Source organism: Moorena sp. SIO4A5 (assembly GCF_010672005.1).
Lineage (GTDB): Bacteria > Cyanobacteriota > Cyanobacteriia > Cyanobacteriales > Coleofasciculaceae > Moorena.
On the sequence record NZ_JAAHHZ010000394.1, the window covers coordinates 1 to 4,399 of the forward strand.

Sequence of the window (4,399 nt, forward strand, 5' to 3'; positions counted from 1 at the left end):
TTTGAGTACTGTACCTGATTCAATCTTCGGTACAACCAAGGAGAATTCTTTGAGTTGCATTTTGCCCTTCGCACCTTGATGACAATTACCAGTTTACATGCTTTTCAAGCTTAACCGAACCGTATTGGGGGGGATTCCTGTTCCCTTTGATTAATTTAGGTATACCAATCTAAATGCTGAACAGCTTAACAATTAACAATTTTCAAATTACTAATGACTAAAGTAAGCCTAAAAAGATCGGGTCTTGCTCCTGGTAGGACAGAAATGGTACAGGACCGATGAAATAGGGTGTACAACCTAAATCCACAAACATGTTACGGACACAATAGCGGAAAAACAAGGCTGTACCAGCAGAGCCTTCTGTTTCTGATGTATCCCAAACCACTACCTTAAAGGCATCGCCAAAGGGGTGTCTACCAGTGGGTTCCATCCCATCATTTATTTGTCCTAAAAAACCGGAACCTCCTTCAACTTCTTGATATTTACCACTAATCCACTGCTTACCTTTGATACTTGGCTGACCAGCTAATTCGATATGAGCGCATTCACTTTCACAGGGAACTTTAAATCCTTCTTGATCACTACCGGAAATGGTATTATTGCGTTGAGATTCAGCTATGCCAAAGGCGATATCTAAAATACCAATGGCGCTCCCTTGTGCTTGAATCGGATTGGGAAATTGGGAAAATGGTACTTGGGATAAGCCAGGAACTTGAGCGATATTGGTATTCTGCCAATCCTTAAATGCAGCGAGGGGAGCAACATCAATACCAGGTAGGGAATCTAAGCCATAAACCGATAGGTCAAGGGTGTCAAAGGAAAGGTCTCTGAGGTGGGGTGAGAATGCTAAAAAGTCTCCTAAGGTTTCTGTTGGGTCAAAGCTACTCGCCAAATTGATGGATAGTAAACCAAAGACTGGTTGCAGCTGTTCTATAGTATATCTCTCCAAATCAGGGATGGCGTCTACTAAGCTACCTAAGGTTTGGGAGCTCATTAACCCAAAATCTGCTAAGGACAAATTTCCTAAGTCCAATCCGGTTAGGGACATAATGTTATTCAAGCTAAAATTTTGTAGCTCAAATATCTGCTGAAAGTCTCCTAATTTCATATATTGGTCTGGTGTTTGACCAGCTAACCATGTCCTTGATGGGTCATAACCTACGGCTTGAATCACGTCTGAAGACGCTTGAAAAGAACCCCCTTGAGAAATACCGGGAAAAGTTCCGAAGGTGACTTGATTCCAATTTGGTAGTTTTGTCCCCTCCCAAGCTGTGGTTGGGACATAGTCTTGCAGAGGATAACTTGCAGCATTTAATGCTACCTTGGGTTTTACATTTGGTTTTACGTGTGGTTTTACTTGTGCTTCTACCTTGGGTTCAATTTTCGTTTCTTTTACTGGTAGTTTACTGTTTTGAACAGGAGTAAGAGTTGCGACCGCTGTTGGCATTCTTAATCCAGAGGCAATAAGAATACCAGAAAGTACAAAGCAAAGACCTAAGCCAGTGACGAACCAATAGAGTAGAATAAATGCTTTTCGCCGATGGTTATCCTTTTGCCACCAAGGTTTCTTTTTATTTGATTTTATCTGATGCTTACTGCTCATTCTTTTTCTCCTGGATTACGACTTCTTTAGTTAGGACTTCAATGGTGTCTTTCTGTTCATCTCTTTGTGAAATGGCTGTTGGAACAGTTGGACGACGACCCATTTTTTGCAATTTATCGGCCAATTCTAAAGAAATACCGGCTTGAGTGGCGGCATTTGAAATAGTCTGACCGTCTTTGAGAAAAACGACGAAATTATCTAACTTTCTATGGAGTTCTGAACCCTTGACTAAAAGTCCTTGTAAGGTTGCTCGAAAGATCCCCCGCTCTATGGCATCGACGACTATAAAGTCTACGGAAGGAGTAGGTTTATTAAACTCAATGACTACTTCGCTAGGTCGGTCAGCTGGAGTCACTTTAAATAGGTAAATTTGCCTACCCTCAACAGAACGAGTAACTACTGTCAAAAGTGTGCTATTTGTCTTTGGTATACCAGGAATATCAAGTTCTTCAATGCGGCGCAAATGAATTACAGTTGCCTGATTATACTCACAATTTTTTTTAGCAACTAAGTTATCTAAGCAACCATCGACATCAACAGCAACGAATGAGGGATTATCAATCCAGAGTTTTTCAATAACTTCCCCAGTAGAAATGAAACTGATATTTACCCCATATCCTGGAGCCAAGGCTACTGGATATGGGTTATTTTGAGGCACTGAAGATTGCCCAGAAGAGGTTAGACTTACCCGTTTGACTGCTATAGCTGAATTACCAGGATCTGCCCAAGCTGGCTTAGCTAGAAAAAGGGATAAAGCAAATAGTAAAAGAATTTGAGTTTTGGCTGGTTTAATTTTTAACTCTTGACCTAATTGAATTTGCAAGGCTGAAAAAAAATTATTCATGGCTACTTACAAGCTCCTAAAATTAAAAATTATACTGTCAAAATTTATAGCAGTTTTTAATTAGATGAGGTCCATATTTTTGGGAGGGGTTAGGGGTGGGTTTCTCTTTCCTGTTCCCTATTCCCTATTCCCTGTTCCCTGTTCCCTGTTCCCTGTTCCCTGTTCCCTGTTCCCTAAAATCAGGAACTCTGTACCTCACCAAATTGAAAACCGCTATACTACAACTCAAAGGGTCTGTTGACAAAAACTTGTACTGAACTCCCGGCACCCATATACCACAATTTGGGCAAATTTTGTAATCGGCGTGTTGCTGAAGCATTACGCTCTACAATGTCCTGAGCAAGAGGTTTAAACCCTCCCTCAAGCACTGCTCCCCAGAGGTTGCGGTCTCGACTAGTGAAGGTGCTAGACTGGCTTGAGCCAAAACCACTGGAGGTGATAATTTGACTCCGTTCAGGTTGATTGAGTACTTCTCCTACTTTGGCAGCAGAACCAAACAAGAAGGCGATCATGTCATTTTTGGCGATATCATCAGAACCCCGATCCCAGACATTCGCCACCATGGGATTACCTTTATTTCCTCTGAGACTAATCACTCCTGGGGGTAACTGATATTCTTGGTCATCGATGATTAATGCGATCGCATCACTATTCACTAGTCCACTGTCATCAACCATGTCACAGAGAAAGACAATTTTGGTACCAGCTTTGAGCAAAACTTGGTTATCTTCATCCACTAGAGGCTCACTCAGACGCACCACAAATCGTTCATCCAAATTTGGTTGTTGAGAATTTCGAGATAGGTTCGACTTTGTCCAAACAATTGGTGTCACTAATTCTCCAGCTGCTTCTTGACCAAAGGAAAATAGCTTCCGTCTGATTGCTCTGCCAGCTAAAATACTGGCTTCTTCTGAGATAGCAACTTGATCAGCAAAAATAACGGGAGATCCATTGAGGGGTTGGGGAGGATTGGGAGAGTTGGAAACTCTCTGTACAGCTGGAATTGAGTATGTATTAGCAATAGTAGAGCGTCCCCTGATCCCATTGTTTCGTTGGGCTACTGGTTGTGTTTGTGGGCTTGGTTCCATCATCGCTACATTTTGCTCTGGCGCTTCTGGAGTATTGCCAGAACTCAAACCATAACTTCCCAGTTGGCTCAAAGCCAGCCATTGCTCCATGGGATCTATCTTTGCTGCTGGGGCTGGAGGAGGTGGAGGAGGTGTTGGTGCTTTTGCCACAGGGGGTGGTGTTGGTGCTGTCCGCACTGGTGCTGTGCGCACTGGACGGGGTGGCGGAGCTTGACGAATTACTACTGGTTGCTGCACTGGACGGGGTGGCGGAGCTTGACGAATTACCACCGGTCGGCGCACTGGACGGGGTGCTGGACGGGTTGATGCTCTTACCACAGGAGGGGGTGGTGCTGAACGCACTGCTGGCCTAGGACGAGGTGGTGGAGGTGTTTTCGGTGATGGGGATGGGGGTTCTTCTGACTTGGCAAGCTCTATAGTTGTTTTTGGTCTTTTTTTGTCTTGAATGGCTTGGATCTGTTTTTGTTGCTTGGCTAGGGCTAATTCAGTCTTAAGTCGTCCGATTTCAGAATCGGTCGCGTTTTCCGATTCCTTCTCAACACTGGTGGGAATCGGAGTAACTTTTTCGACCAATTTCTTCTTAGAAGACAAGGAGGTCATTCCTGTAAAAACTAATCCAGCGACTACAGCAATTGACCCAGTTACTGCACCAACGGAAGCACCTTTTGCCCAACCGGATTTTGCGAATTCCTGTTGGGTAACATTTAAGTCTGGATCTAAATCAGCGGTACCATCAGTCGATGGTATTACCCCCTGAGTGCTAGGATTTTGTTCTTGGTCATAACTAGTATCAAATTTTAGCAACTCAGCTAATGATTCTTCTGTCCATGTCGGGGCGGTATTCTCTGCACCACTGTTCTGCTG

The 4,399-nt window shown here is 43.5% G+C and carries 3 protein-coding genes and 1 pseudogene; 1 reads left to right on the forward strand and 3 read right to left on the reverse strand.

Annotation, left to right across the window (positions count from 1 at the left end; genetic code table 11):
* Positions 1-217 precede the first annotated feature (217 nt).
* Together F6K57_RS37705 and F6K57_RS37710 are read right to left on the reverse strand one after the other, a co-directional pair.
* Positions 218-1,603 carry a hypothetical protein gene (locus F6K57_RS37705; RefSeq protein ID WP_293073511.1) on the reverse strand — a complete coding sequence of 462 codons (1,386 nt, stop codon included), beginning with the start codon at positions 1,601-1,603 and terminating at the stop codon, positions 218-220.
* Positions 1,593-2,447, reverse strand: a complete 855-nt coding sequence (locus F6K57_RS37710; RefSeq protein WP_293073513.1) for a hypothetical protein — start codon at positions 2,445-2,447, stop codon at positions 1,593-1,595. The genes F6K57_RS37705 and F6K57_RS37710 overlap by 11 nt, the downstream gene beginning before the upstream one ends.
* A gap of 64 nt (positions 2,448-2,511) precedes the next feature.
* Between F6K57_RS37710 and F6K57_RS37715 the strand changes: the two genes are divergently transcribed.
* Complete coding sequence (locus tag F6K57_RS37715) at positions 2,512-2,688, forward strand: hypothetical protein (protein WP_293073516.1); 177 nt, start codon at positions 2,512-2,514, stop codon at positions 2,686-2,688.
* Here the strand turns inward: F6K57_RS37715 and F6K57_RS37720 are convergent.
* Positions 2,666-4,399: pseudogene (locus tag F6K57_RS37720) on the reverse strand (TrbI/VirB10 family protein); the annotation flags it as partial. The gene F6K57_RS37715 and the pseudogene F6K57_RS37720 overlap by 23 nt on opposite strands.